Source organism: Streptomyces sp. NPDC046197, from assembly GCF_040646295.1.
Taxonomy (GTDB): Bacteria; Actinomycetota; Actinomycetes; order Streptomycetales; family Streptomycetaceae; genus Streptomyces.
Window position 1 is genome coordinate 68,982 of the sequence record NZ_JBEYZY010000011.1, and the last position, 13,906, is coordinate 82,887.

Annotated in this window: 8 protein-coding genes; 2 read left to right on the forward strand and 6 right to left on the reverse strand. The window is 71.2% G+C overall.

Annotated features, from left to right (window positions below):
• Window positions 1–79: 79 nt before the first annotated feature.
• The 6 genes from AB0A61_RS17520 to AB0A61_RS17545 all read right to left on the reverse strand — a co-directional run bounded on the left by AB0A61_RS17520 (window position 80) and on the right by AB0A61_RS17545 (window position 10,866).
• A complete protein-coding gene (locus tag AB0A61_RS17520; protein WP_361292573.1) occupies window positions 80–1,213 on the reverse strand; it encodes a glycosyltransferase family 4 protein in 1,134 nt (377 codons plus the stop codon).
• Window positions 1,210–4,092: a bifunctional glycosyltransferase family 2 protein/CDP-glycerol:glycerophosphate glycerophosphotransferase gene (locus tag AB0A61_RS17525; protein WP_361292575.1), complete on the reverse strand. Its 2,883-nt coding sequence runs from the start codon at window positions 4,090–4,092 to the stop codon at window positions 1,210–1,212. Before AB0A61_RS17525 ends, AB0A61_RS17520 begins: the two co-directional genes overlap by 4 nt.
• A 146-nt stretch (window positions 4,093–4,238) precedes the next feature.
• Window positions 4,239–4,964 carry a class I SAM-dependent methyltransferase gene (locus tag AB0A61_RS17530; protein WP_361292577.1) on the reverse strand — a complete coding sequence of 242 codons (726 nt, stop codon included), beginning with the start codon at window positions 4,962–4,964 and terminating at the stop codon, window positions 4,239–4,241.
• 134 nt (window positions 4,965–5,098) lie between these two features.
• A complete protein-coding gene (locus AB0A61_RS17535) occupies window positions 5,099–7,687 on the reverse strand; it encodes a SpoIIE family protein phosphatase (protein WP_361292579.1) in 2,589 nt (862 codons plus the stop codon).
• 165 nt (window positions 7,688–7,852) lie between these two features.
• Window positions 7,853–10,252 (reverse strand): MFS transporter, encoded by a 2,400-nt coding sequence (locus tag AB0A61_RS17540; RefSeq protein WP_361292581.1) that lies wholly within the window; start codon window positions 10,250–10,252, stop codon window positions 7,853–7,855.
• A gap of 170 nt (window positions 10,253–10,422) precedes the next feature.
• Entirely contained in the window at window positions 10,423–10,866 is a 444-nt protein-coding gene (locus AB0A61_RS17545) for an SRPBCC family protein (protein ID WP_361292583.1), read from the reverse strand.
• A gap of 204 nt (window positions 10,867–11,070) precedes the next feature.
• Between AB0A61_RS17545 and AB0A61_RS17550 the strand changes: the two genes are divergently transcribed.
• Together AB0A61_RS17550 and AB0A61_RS17555 are read left to right on the forward strand one after the other, a co-directional pair.
• On the forward strand, window positions 11,071–12,126 hold the full coding sequence (locus AB0A61_RS17550; protein ID WP_361292585.1) for an Rv2578c family radical SAM protein: 1,056 nt from the start codon (window positions 11,071–11,073) through the stop codon (window positions 12,124–12,126).
• Window positions 12,127–12,261: 135 nt separating this feature from the next.
• Entirely contained in the window at window positions 12,262–13,866 is a 1,605-nt protein-coding gene (locus tag AB0A61_RS17555) for an alpha/beta hydrolase (protein WP_361292587.1), read from the forward strand.
• Window positions 13,867–13,906 lie beyond the last annotated feature (40 nt).

Consider the following 13,906-nt stretch of genomic DNA (forward strand, 5'->3'; position numbering starts at 1 on the left):
CAGGCCTGTGGAAAACTCTCACCGGCCCGGACCAGTGACACCCCGGACACGGGGTGCCGGGGTGTCATGGGTGGCGTCGTCAGCGCTCCAGGAAGTCGAAGAGGTCTTCCCAGCGGCGGGTGATGACGTCCGGGTCGAAGCGCTGCACGCTGCGCAGGGCCTGTTCGCCCATGGCGTCGCGCTCCTGTTCGTCGGACATCAACCGCACCAGGTGACGGGCGAGTTCCGAGGTGTTGCCGGGACGGGCCAGCAGCCCGTCCTCCTCGTGGGTGACGATCTCCCGGACGCCGGGCGCGCAGTCGAACGCCACGCACGGCAGGCCGCAGGCCATCGCCTCCAGCAGGACCAGCGGGAAACCCTCACCGCGGGAGGACTGGACGAACAGCGAGGAGGCACGCAGCGCGCCGGGCACGTCCTCGGTCTGTCCGGCGAAGTCCACCGAGTCCTCGATCCCGAGCTCCGCGCACTGCTGCCTGAGCTCCGCCTCGGACTCTCCCCTGCCGTAGATGCGCAGGGTCCAGCCCGGCTGCTTCGGCGCGGCCTCGGCCCAGGCGTCGAGAAGCATGTCGACGCCCTTCTCGTGGGACAGCCGGCCGATGCTGGCGACCACCTTCTCGGTGCGCGCCGACGGTGTGTCGGGCACGATCGGCAGCGGGTTCGGCATGAAACCGAGATTGTTCATGCCCTCGCCCACCCAGCGGTCGGCGTCCTCCTGGGTGAGGACCAGCAGCCGGTCGACGTCCTTGTAGTACTTCTTCACCCGCTCGAAGCGCGAGGACTTGCGGGCCGTCTCGAAGGACTCGTGGGCCATGCCGATGACCCGGTGTCCGGCGGTGTCCGCGAACGCCACCCACTCCATCGCCCACACCTGGGTGACGATGATCATCGCCCCCGGACGGGCGGCGCGGAACAGCGTCGAGAGCCGGTCGGCGGCGGTCCGCATGTGGACCTCGTGGCGGCGCACGGCCGGATCGGCCTTGCCGAGCAGCCGGCGCTGCCGGGGACGGCCGGCCGGCCGCCGGGGGTAGAGCGTCACCGTCTCGAACGGCGGGTTCTCGCCGAGGTCCATCGGGTGGTTGGCCGGGGCGATGCCGACGATCGTGACCCGGTGGCCGCGACCGGCCAGCAGTTTGGCCATTTGTGCCTGCCAGCGGCCCACGCCGCCGAGCTCGTTGACCTCGTTGGCCACGAAGAAGATGTCACGCTTGGTCATCGGGCCTCTCCCGCGGGGCCGAAGAAACGGTCGACGATCTGGGCCGCGGCGTCACCGCGGTCGTACTCCCCGTACTTGTCCACGAACTCCTTCAGCCTTGCCTCGTAGGTCTGCTGTACCTGGGCCAGGTCGTCGATCGCGGCGAACAGCTCGTCCGGGGTGCGCGGGACCGGGCCCGGCGCCTCGGCGAGGAGGTCGAAGTAGGTGCCCCGGGTGTCCTTGGCGTACTCCTCCCAGTCGTAGGCGTAGAACACGATGGGGCGGTGGAGCAGCGCGTAGTCGAACATGACGGAGGAGTAGTCGGTGATCAGGCCGTCGGCGAGCAGCAGCAGCGGCGTGATGTCCGGCTCGGCGCTCACGTTGATCACACGTCCGGCCACCGACGGCGGCAGCGTCAGCCGGTTCAGGTAGTGCGCCCGGACGAGCAGCGTGTACTGGTCGCCGAAGCGGGCGGCGAAGTCCTCGACGTCGAAGGGGAACTCGAAGTCCCGTACGCGCCCGTCGGGATGGGCCCGGAACGTGGGCGCGTACAGCAGCACCCGGCGGCCGGGGTCGATGCCGAGGCGTTCGGCGAGCCGCTGCGCCTCGGGGTCGGGCGCGGCGCCCTCCCGGGCCCGCACCAGGGCGTCGTTGCGCGGGTAGCCGGTGCGCAGCAGCTTGTCCTCGGGGATGCGGTACGCGCGGGCGAGGGTGCGCACGTCGTGTTCGCCGCGGACCACGAAGTGGTCGAACCGGTCCAGCGCCTGCTGGTAGGAACGCTGATCCTGCTCGGACATCATCCGGTACGTGGGCTCGTCGAAGCCCATGCGCTTGAGTGCCGAGCCGTGCCAGGTCTGGATGTAGGTGGTCTCCGGACGCTTGGCGAGCCGCAGCGGGTAGCCCTGGTTGTCGATCCAGAACTCGGCCTGGGCGAGCGCCCGCAGGTAGCGCCAGGACCAGCGGCGCACCAGCTCGACACCCTCGGGGAAGCCTTCCGGGCGCTCACCGGCGTACGACCAGATCGGGGTGATCGGCACTCCGCGGCGCCGCAGCTCCTCGAAGACGGCCCGCGGGCTGTCGCTGTACTGCTTGCCGAGGTGGCTCTCGAAGACGACCGTGCCCTTGCGGACGGGGAGCCTGCTCAGCATCCGCTCGTAGACCTGGATCTTGCGGGCGCCGGAGTTCAGGTCCCGGCGTACGGCCCGCAGCGTGCGGTAGGCGCCCTTGGCGGCCCGCGCGGGACCGCCGTGCAGATTGCGCTCGACGGTGGCTCGCCCGCTGCGGGCGAGCCGGCCGTGCTGGGTGAGCAGGAAGGCGAGGTGGCCCTTGGCGGACACCTGCGCCTCCAGCCGGTCCGCCATGAGCCGGGTCAGCCGCGGCCGGACGGGCACGCTCTCGGCGTGCTCCAGGTCGACGGTGCCGACGGTGAGCCGGCTGGTGGTGCGCTTGCCGTCCGCGGTGAGGTGCAGCCGGACGTCCCAGACGTCGTCGATGATGCCCAGCGGCCTCAGCAGCCGGGCCAGCGGGACCTCGGCGCGCCAGGCGATCACGTCGCCCTCGTGGCGCGGCGTCGGCACCGGGAAGCGGAAGGTCTGCAGGCTGCGGCGCCGGGCGCGGAACTCCAGCTCGGCGGAGAGCCGTGCCTCGGGCGCGACGATGTGCAGCGGGTTGACGATCTCACCGGCGAGCACGACGTCGCCGCCGTTGGCCGTGTAGGTGGTGAGCCGGTTGCGCAGGGACATCTGGTTGAGCGGCTTGGCGTGGTAGCCAAGCGTGGTGACGTCCAGGACCGCGCGCATCTTCGGATCGTCCAGGTAGCGTCCGGTCCAGAAGATCCGGCCGTCCCGCTCGACCAGCGGCGCGGAGATCTTGTGCCGGTTGATCAGCGTGTCGATGGCCGGCATCAGGTCGGTCCAGTCCTCGCGCAGCAGCAGCTGGGCGCAGATGGCGTGGACGCGGTCGAGCTCGGCGTAGGCCTCCTCGGGGAAGTCCTGGACGTAGCCGCGCGCGAGTTCGGCGAAGCGGTGCCGGTAGTCGTCGTCGAGGAAGGGCAGCTCGCGCAGGTACAGCACCAGGTCGTGCTTGAGGAACTTGATGTCCTTGCGCAGCTTCAGCTCGTCCTGGCCCAGGCGGTCGAGGTTGGCGTCGATACGCCGGTGGATCTCGACCCGGTCGGCGAAGTTGCTGATCTCACCGCGCCGGTTGCTGATCGACTTGTTGGCGGTCTTCTCCACGACGTTCCAGAAGTAGACCGTGTTGGGGATCAGGGTGATCCGGCGGGCGGCCAGGTAGGCCTGTGAGGAGAAGAGCAGGTCCTCGTAGTGGATGCCGCGGGGGAAGGTGAGGTCGTTGTCGAGCAGGAAGTCGCGCCGGTAGCACTTGTTGGTCGACAGCGTGTCGAAGACGAACAGGTCCGGCAGCTCGCTGATCGATTCGAGCGTGCGGGTGCTGCGGTACAGCCAGGGGTACCACAGCACGCGCTTGTCGTGCCGGCTGTCGGTGTGCACGCGCACACACAGGCCCGAGACGAGGTCGGCGTCGGTGCGGTCGGCGGCCTCGATCATGTTGCGGCAGGCGTTGACTTCCAGGGTGTCGTCGCTGTCCAGGAACATGATGTACCGGCCGCGGGCCACCTTGACGCCCTGGTTGCGGGGCTCTCCGCAGCCGCCGCTGTTCTCGGCGAGCCGGATCGCGCGAACCCGGTCGGGGTGGGCGGCGGCGAGTGCCTTCGCGACCTCGTGGGAACCGTCCGTCGAGCAGTCGTCGGCGATGATCACCTCGACATTGCCCAGTGTTTGCTCAAGAACGGAACCCACGGCCGTCGGAAGTCGCTCTTCGTCGTTGTAGACGATGACGACAACACTGACGTCCGGTTCGGGCGCGACGGTTGACACGGTCACCTCTCGTCCTTTGTTCCGTTCGGTGCGGCAAGTGAACGCAACCCTACATGTCGTAGGGAACACCGAAACCCCGCCCCCTCAGAACCACGCCAATGCGACAATACGCCACGCCGGACACCGTACTTGCGGGTCCCGTGCCGTGACGGTCACTGCGGGCGCCCCGCCACGAACCACTTCGACGGCAGCTCGATGCGGGTGCCGTCGGGCGCGGACTCCGTCGTCATGAGAGGAAGTTCACCGCCCGCCAGGACCGTGAGACCGGCGGATCGCAGATGTGCGGGAACGGCCTCGTCGGCCACTTCGCCAGGGGCTATGCCGTGCCGGAAGACCGGCGCGAGTCTGGGCGGCGGGCCGTCCGGCCCCTGGGCCAGGCCGACCAGGATGGGGCGGGCGGCCTCGGAGAGCTCGACGAGGAGGGCCCGGCCGCGTTCGCCGAGGAGCAGGGCGAGCCCGTCGATCAGCGGCTGCCGGTCGTCCGGCCCGCACTGGTGCAGAACGCCCCGCAGGTAGACGTTGGCGTCGCCCAGCTCGGCGTGCAGTGTCTCGATCTCGCCCTTCTCCGTGGCGTTCACCACCCGGTACGTGGCCTGGCCCGCCGGGTCCCCGCGGCGGGCGTGGGCGACGGCCGCATGGGCGATGTCGACGCCGACGACGTGCGGGAAGCGATCGGCGAGACAGCGGGTCTGCGTGCCGTTGCCGCAGCCGAGATCGATCATGGGAAGGCCGGGGTCGGTCAGGTGGGGTGCGAGGAGCGGGAGGTGGACCGCCGCGGTCACCGCGGGCTCCGCGTCCCAGAACACGGCGCCCGGTTCGCCGGACGCCTCGCGCCAGAAGTCCTCCCAGGCCTGACGGTACCTACTCGTCACGCTCATGCCCAACTCCCAGGATGCGGCGCCGATCCCTCGTCGACGACAAACCAGTACGGTCTACCGCGATCGGGGCGGGGGCTCAAGCGCCTGAGATGTTCCTTCGCCCGGTCCTCGGCCTGCGCGCCCGGCCGGGCAGGTCAGCGGCGCGGCAGCGTCAGTTCGAACCAGACGGTCTTGCCGGTGTTCGTGCGGCTGGCACCCCATTCCCGCGCCAGGGTGCTGACCACGCGCAGCCCCCGCCCGGCCTCGTCGCCGGGGCCGGCGCTCACCAGCGTGGGCAGGTCGTGGTCGTCGTCGTCCACCTCGCACAGGAGCGTGTCGCCGCGGACGAGCCGCAGCTCGACGGGACGGCCGTGGGAGTGCCGTACGGCGTTGGAGACCAGCTCGCTGACCATCAGCTCGGCGGGGTCGGCGAGCCGGGTCAGGCCCCACGCCCGCAGCTGCTCCCGGATCACGGCACGGGCACGGCCCACCTCGGCCGGGTCGCGGGCGAGCCGCCACTCGGCGACGTCGTCGGGCCCGACGCCGCCGAGGCGGGCCATCAGCAGGGCCACGTCGTCCTTGCGGCCGCCGCGGGTGCCCAGCGCCCGGATGATGGTGTCGCAGGCGTCGTCCATGGACGCGGCCGGGTGGGCGGCGGACTCGCACAGTGTGGCGAGCCCCACACCGATGTCCTCGCCGCGCACCTCGACCAGACCGTCGGTGCACATCACCAGCCTGTCACCGGGCCGCACGCGCACGTGGACCGCCTCGAAGGGCACTCCGCCTACCCCGATGGGCGCGCCCGTGGGCAGGTCGAGCAGCTCGCTGCGGCCGTCCTCGGCGCGCACCAGTACGGGCGGGACGTGTCCCGCGTTGGCGAGGTGCAGCTCGCTCGCGATCGGGTCGTACACGGCGTACAGGCAGGTCGCGAGGTAGGTGTCGCCGAGCCGCTGGGCGAGGTCGTCGAGGTGGCGCAGCAGCTGGGCGGGCGGCAGGTCGAGGGCGGCCATGGTCTGTACGGCCGTGCGCAACTGACCCATCATGGCGGCCGAGTTCAGGCCGTGGCCCATGACGTCGCCGACGACCAGGGCGGTGCGCGCGCCGGGCAGCTTGACCGAGTCGAACCAGTCGCCGCCGACGCGCCCCAGGAGCGTGCCGGGCAGGTACCGGGTGGCGATGTCGCAGCCCGTCCGGCGCGGCGGGATGTGCGGCAGCATGCTGTCCTGGAGGGTCTCGGCGACGCTCTCCTGGTAGGTGTACATGCGGGCGTTGTCCAGGACGAGACCCGCGCGGGCGGCGAGCTCGGCGCCGGTGACCCGGTCCATGTCGTTGAACTCGGCGCGCTCGGGGTGGCGCAGCAGGATCATGAAGCCGAGGACCACGTCGCGCGCCTTCAGTGGCACGACCAGCATGGAGCGGCCCGTGATCAGCGGGCGGATGTCGCGCTTTTCGAACTGCGAGGCGATCGCGTGGCCCATCTCCTCGCTGATCCGCGGCACGAGCACGGGCTCGCCCGTGGTCATGCACTGGAAGAACGGGGTGTGCGCCGGGAACGGCATGGCCTCGCCGACCGGGACGACGTCGTCCCAGCGACCGGGCTCGTCGGTGTGCTCGACGGCGACCCGGTGCCACATCGTGGTCGTGTCGGGCACGCCCTCGGGAAATCCTTCACCGGCGACGACCTGTTCCCGCAGGTAGGTGCCGGCGACGTCGGTGAAACGCGGCACCACGGCCTTGCTGACCTCGACGACGGTCCGCGCCAGGTCGAGCGAGGTGCCGATTCTGCCGCTGACGTCGTTGAGGAACTCCAGTCGCTCGCGGACGGCGGCGTACTCCAGGTCCTCGCCCACGTCGTCGGCGAGTTCATCGGGCACCGGCAGTCCCTGTGCCGCGGCCCGCGCGGCGCGCTCGCGGCGGGCCCTGCGCCCGGCGCGCCGGGGCACGCCCCAGTCGGGGGTGACCGGCACCCGGTCGTGATGGCTGAACTCCAGCACCGGATAGCCCAGTTCGAGGACCTGGGCCACGATGCGGGCGCTCTCGCCGACGCTCATGCTGGGCAGGATCTCGGGCAGCCGGCGAGCGAGGCCCTCGGCGCCGGGGAAGTCGGTGTGCAGGGCGAAGGCGGGCGCGACGCGTTCGCAGGCCGCGGCCGCGCACGGCTCGTCCCCCTCGTCCCCCTCGTCCCGCTCGTCCCCCTTGTCCCCGTCGTCGTGGCGCAGTGCGCGCGTGTCGGCGGCCAGCACCAGCAGCCGCTCCCGGCCGGGGCCCACCAGCGGATAGGCCCACCACAGGATGTCGGCGCGGTCGTGCCCGGGCACGGTGAGGCGGGCGCGGCCCGCGGCCGGATAGGGCAGCCGGCCGTCGAGGGAGGACTCCAGGCCGGGGCCGGGGCCGAGTCCGTCGTGGGCGGTGTGCGTCCGGTGCGGGGCGCCGTCGGCGTTCTCCGCATTGCCAGCGTTGTCGGCGTTCTCGGCGTTCTCGGCGTTCTCGGCGTTCTCGGCTTCATCGCCTTCGTCGGGCAGTGCGCCGGAGACGGGGAGCAGGTCGACCGCGGGGCGGCCGATCGCCTCTTCCTTGGACGTGCCGAACATGCGCCGGGCGCCCCTGCTCCAGTGGGACACCAGGCCGTCGCGGTCCACGACGACCACGGCCAGCGGGACGCGTCCGACCCTGCTGTCCTCCCCCACCACGCCGTTCCCGGCTCCGCGGCTGAGAAGTGCGTCCCTCCCGGTGCCACGGTCCATGACCAGGCCCTCTCTCCCCACGGCTGCACAAGATCTGTTCCCCGTCCACCACGGTACGGCGCCGGCCGGTTGCGATGTGTGGCAATGCCGGAATTGGAGTCGGGGCGCGCACCGGCGCACACCGGAGGCGAACCGACGAGTACGCCGCGCCCCCGCCGGAACGGCTCAGTCCTCGTGCCCCAGCTGAAGATCCCGTTCCGTGCGGCCCCCGCCGGCCACCTGCAGCACGGTGGCCACCGGTGGGTAGCCGGCCGCGATCACGGTGTACTCGCCGGAGGACAGGTCGACGAACCTGAACGTTCCGTCGGGGCCCGTGGTGAGCGTGTCGACGACGTTGCCCGCGGCGTCCAGCAGCGTCACGCGCGCGTCCTCCACGGCCCGTCCGCCACTCGTCCGCACGGTTCCACGCAGCACGGCGCCGCCGGCGAGCTCGACGTCCTGGCGCGTCTCCCGCGAGGCCTGCACGCTGACCGGCAGCGCGGCCGGGCGGTACGCGGGCGCGCTGGCGGCGAGGGTGTACTCCCCGGCGACCAGCTCGGTGATGACGTAGCCGCCCTCACGTCCGCTGCGGGTGGTGGCGACGACCTCGCCGTGCACGTTGGTCAGGGTGACGGTGGCGTCCCGCACGGGGGTGCCGTCCGCGGTGCACACGCTGCCCGCGAGGCGGCCCGCGCCGCCGAGGACGACGTCGAGTTCGACGGGCCGCTCGCCGACCGTGACCGAGACCGCCTGCGGCTGGTGGCCGCCGGCCGCGGCGATCAGCACGTACGGCCCCGACCCTGGCGTGGCCAGGGCGTACCGCCCGTCCTCGCCGCTCGCGCCCCGCCCGATCTGCACACCGGTGACGTCGATGAGGGTGAGCGCCGCGCGGGGCACCACGGTGCCGTCGGCGTGCTGCACCGTGCCGCAGACGGGGACGCCGACGGCATGCGGCGAGCGGGCCGGCGGCACGGTGGCGTGCGGCTGGGCGGCCCGGCCGGGGGCTGGGGCGTTGTGGGGCGCGGAACTGTTCACCAGGGGGGTCTCCTTGAAGAAGAAGGCGATGACCAGGCCGAGGGCGAGCACCGGTACCAGGTAGAGGAAGATGCGCGGCATGGCGTCGGCGTACGCCTGTACGTAGGCGTCGCGCAGGGCCGGGGGCAGCGCGTGCACGAGCTGCGGGGTGATGGACTCGGCGTCGGGGAGCGGCGCGTCCGCGCGCGTGGGGACGCGTTCCTTCAGGGCGTCGGTGAGCCGGCCGGCGAACAGGGTGCCGAAGACCGCGGCGCCGACGCTGCCGCCGATCTGCCGGAAGTAGTTGTTGGCACTGGTCGCGGTGCCGAGGTCGGCGGGCCGTACGGAGTTCTGTACGGCGAGGATCAGGACCGGCATCACCAGGCCGATTCCGGTGCCGAGGACCGCCATCCAGACGCTGTAGTGGAGGCGCGGGGTGTCGACCCGCAGCCGGGACAGCAGCCACATGCCGAGGGCGGACAGGGCACAGCCGAGGACCGGGTAGATCCGGTAGCGGCCGGTGTGGCTGATGAGCTGCCCGGAGATGATGGACGCCCCGACGACGCCGCCCATCATGGGCAGCATCAGCAGGCCCGACTCGGTGGCCGAGGCACCGTCCACCATCTGCAGGAAGGTCGGCAGGTAGCCGGCGGCGCCGAACAGCGCGACGCCGACGACCAGGCCCACCAGGCCGCTGACGTTGAAGACGGAGTCCCTGAACAGCCGCAGCGGGATGAGGGGTTCGGCCGCGAAGCGCTCGGCGACCAGGAAGAGCACGCCGGTCACCGCGGCGCCCGCGCCGAGGCCGACGACGACGCGTGAGCCCCAGGCGTACTCGTGGCCGCCCCAGCTGGTCAGCAGCACCAGGCAGGTCGAGGCCGCCGCGAGCAGCAGGGCCCCCGGCAGGTCGAGGCGGGCTCTGGTCACGGGTTTCGGCAGCTTCAGCACGGCCGTGACGACGGCCAGCGTGACCAGGCCGAAGGGCACGTTGACGTAGAAGCACCATCTCCAGGAGAGGTGGTCGGTGAAGTAGCCGCCGAGCAGCGGTCCGGCGACGGAGGCGAGGCCGAACGCGGCGCCGATGAGACCCATGAACCGGCCGCGCCTGCGGGGCGGCACGATGTCCGCGATGATCGCCTGTACGCCGGTCATGAGTCCGCCCGCACCGACGCCCTGGACGGCACGGAAGGCGATCAGCTGGTCCATGCTCTGCGCCCGGCCGGCGAGCGCGGAGCCGGCCACGAAGACCACGATGGCGAACTGGAAGACGCCCTTGCGGCCGAGGAGGTCGCCGAGCTTGCCGTAGACCGGCAGTCCGACGGTGGCGGTGAGCAGATAGGCGGTGATCGCCCAGGACATCCTGTCCAGGCCGTGCAGCTCGCCGACCACCTTCGGCAGCGCGGTGGCGACGATCATCTGGTCCAGGGCGGCGAGGAGCAGCGCCAGCATGAGCCCGAAGAACACCAACAGCACCCGGCGCGGGCTCGGTTCGGCCGTCCGTTTCGGTGCGGCGGCAGGGAGCTCGCGGGGCACGGCGGCCGCTTCGTCCTTCACCAGAGTGATCCCGCCCATGTACCGCTCTCCTCGTCGCGCTTGCCGCACAATTCCCGCATAAGGCGACAACTACGAACAAGCGCGACGAGTTACGGCACACGTCCGGTCGAACAGGAGATCCACCCGGACCAGGGAAGCTTCAACAGCCCCTGAGGTCAGCCCTGTTGGGCGCCGCCGTACGACAGGTCCTACTTTTCGACCTCGGCCGCAAGCCTGGCCAGCATCGCGTCGTAGATCCGGGCGAGACCCTTGGGCGCGAAGGTCTTCTCGAAGAAGCCGCCGATGCCGCCGGCGCCCTTCCAGGTCGTGCTGACGACGACCCGGGACCTGCCCTCGCCGGCCGGAGTCACCCGCCAGGTGGTGACCATCGAGGAGTTGCGGTCCTTCTCCACCAGCTCGCCGTCCGTGGGCTCACTGACCTCCATGAGGCAGTCGCGGACCCGCTTGCTGGTCGCCTGGAGCTTCCAGTGGACGAGGGTGCCCTCGCCGTCTCCGCCCTCGCGCACCTCGTACTCGCTGAAGTGCTCGGGCAGCAGCCTCTCGCGGGTGCCGCTGTAGTCGGCGAGGGCGTCGAACACCTTCTCCGCGTCCGCCGTGACGACCCGCTCGGTCGTGGCTTCCACCTGCGCCATGAGTTCCTCCAGGACATCCGTTCTCGGGGTTGGGGCAAGCCAACCACCCCGCCGTACGGCCACCCAAATCGGGGTCTCGCAAGTGATCGCCCGGGGTGCGTCCGGCGATCGGAAATGGCGCCCGCGCGGTCACCCACGCGGTCACCCGCACGATCAAGGGAACACGTGTTCTATTCTGTGGCCAGGGCCTACCGAGGAGGCGTCATGCGCTGGGAGAACCTCACCGTCGACAGCGGGGCCACCGGGGACGCCGGACACGGCCGGGCCGACGCCGCGCTGTTCGGCGCGGACGCGGTGACCACCCGCACCTTCGGCACGCCGGAATTCCGCGGGATCACCTTCCACGAGATCCGGGCGCGCTCGATCATCAACCGGGTGCCGGGTGCCTCGCGCATGCCCTTCGAGTGGACGGTGAACCCCTACCGCGGCTGCACGCACGCGTGCGTGTACTGCTTCGCCCGCAAGACGCACAGCTATCTGGACCTCGACACGGGTATCGGCTTCGACACCCAGATCGTGGTCAAGGTGAACGCCCCGGACCTGCTGCGCCGCCAGCTGGCCTCGCGGCGGTGGCGGGGCGAGCACATCGCGATGGGCACCAACGTCGACTGCTACCAGCGCGCGGAGGGCCGCTACCGCCTGATGCCGGGCATCCTGGCCGCCCTGCGCGACCACGCCAACCCCTTCTCGATCCTGACCAAGGGCACCCTGATCCTGCGGGACCTCGACCTGCTGAAGCAGGCGGCCGAGGTCACGGACGTCGGCATCTCGGTCTCCGTGGGTTTCACCGACACCGAGCTGTGGCGCACCGTCGAGCCGGGCACGCCCTCACCCGAGCGCCGCCTGGACGTCGTCCGCACCCTGGGCGAGCACGGCATCGGCTGCGGTGTGCTGATGGCCCCGGTGATCCCCTTCCTGAGCGACGACCCGGCCCAACTGCGCGCCACCGTACGGGCCATCGCGGCGGCCGGGGCCACGTCCGTCACCCCGCTGACGCTGCATCTGCGGCCCGGCGCTCGCGAGTGGTTCATGTCCTGGCTCGGGCAGCACCACCCCCACCTGGTCCGCCGCTACGAGCGGCTGTACGCCGAGGGGGCCTACGCCCCGAAGTGGTACCAGCGCCGGATCACCCGTCAGGTCCACGACCTGGCACGGGAGTACGGCATCGGTCCCACGCGCGCGGGGATGCCGCGGCGTATCCGGCCGCCCGAGCCGGCCCCGCGCGCACTGTCGGAACCCACCCAACTCACGCTCATCTGAGATCGTTCGAGGGCATCCCGCGACCCAATTGGGTCAAGAATTGCCGGAACGCGTTCTTCCAGGAGGCCTTTCCGGGACGATGCGGCGAGGACCACGAGACTCGCGGTCCGCAGCCTCTCCGTCCTGGGAGCACGTATGAGAAAACGCGCTGCCGTGCTGTGCGGCGCCGCCGTCGTCGTGGCCGGATCGTTCACGGCCGTCCCCGCCGACGCGAGCACGTCCCGTACCGCCGTCACCGCTCAGGCCGCGAAGGTCGCCTGGAAGAAGTGCGGCACCACCGCCTATCCGACCCTGCAGTGCGGGTCCCTGCAGGTACCGCTCGACTACCGGCACCCGTCCGGACAGAAGATCACGCTGGCGCTGTCCCGCGTCCCGCACACCGCGACGACCTCCCAGGGACCGCTGCTGGTCAACCCGGGCGGCCCCGGTGGCAGCGGCCTGACGCTCGCCGGATTCGTCGCCTCCTCGCTGCCCAAGACGGTCGCGTCCCAGTACGACGTCATCGGCTTCGATCCGCGCGGGGTGGGCGCCGGCAAGCCGGCCCTGGACTGCAAGCCCGGCTACTTCAAGCCGGTGCGCCCGAACTCGCTGCCGAGCACGCCCGCGATCGAGAAGGCCAACCTCACGCGCGTGCAGTCCTTCGCCGCCGCCTGCGGCACCAAGTACGCGAGCCTGCTGCCGCACATCGACACGGTCGACGCCGCCACGGACATGGACTCCATCCGGCAGGCCCTCGGCGCGCAGAAGATCAGTTACTTCGGCTACTCCTACGGCACCTACCTGGGCGCGGTGTACGCCAAGCTCTTCCCGGAGCGGGTGCGACGCCTGGTCCTGGACTCGATCGTCGACCCGACCGGTGTCTGGTACGACGACAACATCCAGCAGGACTACGCCTTCAACGACCGGCACCAGGCCTTCATGGCGTGGGTCGCCAAGTACAACGCGACGTACAAGCTGGGCACCGACCCGGCCGGCGTCGAGGCAAAGTGGTACGCGATGCGGGCGGCGCTGGTCAAGAAGCCCGCGGGCGGCAAGGTCGGGGCCTCCGAGCTGGAGGACACCTTCATCCCGGGCGGCTACTACAACGGCTACTGGCCCGCTCTCGCACAGGCGTTCGCGGCCTACGTCAACGACCGGAACTCCACCCCGCTGATCCAGGCCTACGACGCGCTCGCCGCGGTCGACGCCTCGGGCGACAACGGCTACAGCATCTACACGGCCGTGCAGTGCCGGGACGCCTCCTGGCCGCGCGACTGGCAGCAGTGGCGCAAGGACAACTGGGCGGTGTACGACAAGGCCCCGTTCATGGCCTGGAACAACGCCTGGTACAACGCGCCGTGCGCGTTCTGGCCGGCCTCCGCGCAGCGTCAGCATCCGTTGAACATCGCCAACAGCAAGCTGCCGCCGGTGCTGCTGTTCCAGGCGACCGACGACGCGGCCACCCCGTACCAGGGCGGTGTCACGGTGCACCACCTGCTGGCACGCTCGGGCCTGGTGGTCGAGCAGGGTGGCGGGAACCACGGCATCACACTGAGCGGGAACGCCTGCCTGGACAAGTACCTGGCGACGTACCTGACCAACGGCGCCGTGCCGCGCGGCCACCACAGTGACGCGGACGCGGTGTGCCAGAAGCTGCCCGACCCCAAGCCGCAGAGCACGAAGGCGATGTCGGCCACCTCGACCGCCTTCGCCACCTCTCACGGCGCCACGCTCCACGAGCTGGTGGGCTTCCGCAACTGAGCGGCCTGCCGTCGGGGCCGCCCGGTGCGGCCCCGACGGC

Coding starts and splice junctions, on each gene's coding strand:
- AB0A61_RS17540 (WP_361292581.1), bottom strand. CDS start 10,252: ATGGGCGGGATCACTCTGGTGAAGGACGAAGCGGCCGCCGTGCCCCGC.
- AB0A61_RS17530 (WP_361292577.1), bottom strand. CDS start 4,964: ATGAGCGTGACGAGTAGGTACCGTCAGGCCTGGGAGGACTTCTGGCGC.
- AB0A61_RS17520 (WP_361292573.1), bottom strand. CDS start 1,213: ATGACCAAGCGTGACATCTTCTTCGTGGCCAACGAGGTCAACGAGCTC.
- AB0A61_RS17535 (WP_361292579.1), bottom strand. CDS start 7,687: ATGGACCGTGGCACCGGGAGGGACGCACTTCTCAGCCGCGGAGCCGGG.
- AB0A61_RS17550 (WP_361292585.1), top strand. CDS start 11,071: ATGCGCTGGGAGAACCTCACCGTCGACAGCGGGGCCACCGGGGACGCC.
- AB0A61_RS17545 (WP_361292583.1), bottom strand. CDS start 10,866: ATGGCGCAGGTGGAAGCCACGACCGAGCGGGTCGTCACGGCGGACGCG.
- AB0A61_RS17555 (WP_361292587.1), top strand. CDS start 12,262: ATGAGAAAACGCGCTGCCGTGCTGTGCGGCGCCGCCGTCGTCGTGGCC.